The organism is Bacillus sp. SIMBA_005 (genome assembly GCF_046535585.1).
GTDB classification, from domain to species: domain Bacteria; phylum Bacillota; class Bacilli; order Bacillales; family Bacillaceae; genus Bacillus; species Bacillus pumilus.
The window spans coordinates 1-277 of sequence record NZ_JAWRWI010000297.1; the positions used below are offsets into that span (position 1 = coordinate 1).

Below are 277 nucleotides of genomic sequence, written 5' to 3' on the forward strand. Positions count from 1 at the left end.
CTTTAAGCTTTTCATTGCTACTACAGGATCGTCGGAAGCTTTTGAGATTTTTTTCCCTGAAGAAATCTGCGACTGGAGTTTATCCAGCTTCGAGTAGCTCGAACCGATATATCTCAGTGAGTTTTGCTGTATCATGCCTTGTGTTACTCTCATGTGACTCTACCTACCTTCCTCCAACACCCATGCCGTTGATCACTTTATCAAGTAATTCGTCTTGTAAAGTCACCATTCTTGCAGCTGCATTGTATGCGTGTTGGAATTGAATCATATTCGTCAT

Annotated in this window: 2 protein-coding genes; both read right to left on the bottom strand. The window is 41.5% G+C overall.

The window, feature by feature from the left end:
* Window positions 1–153 (bottom strand): flagellin N-terminal helical domain-containing protein (locus SB660_RS20190; RefSeq protein WP_486304206.1); only part of this gene is annotated, 153 nt, incomplete at its 3' end.
* Between the two features lie 10 nt (window positions 154–163).
* Window positions 164–277, bottom strand: a 114-nt coding sequence (locus SB660_RS20195; RefSeq protein ID WP_410584082.1) for a flagellar basal body rod C-terminal domain-containing protein, incomplete at its 5' end; no start/stop codon positions are given.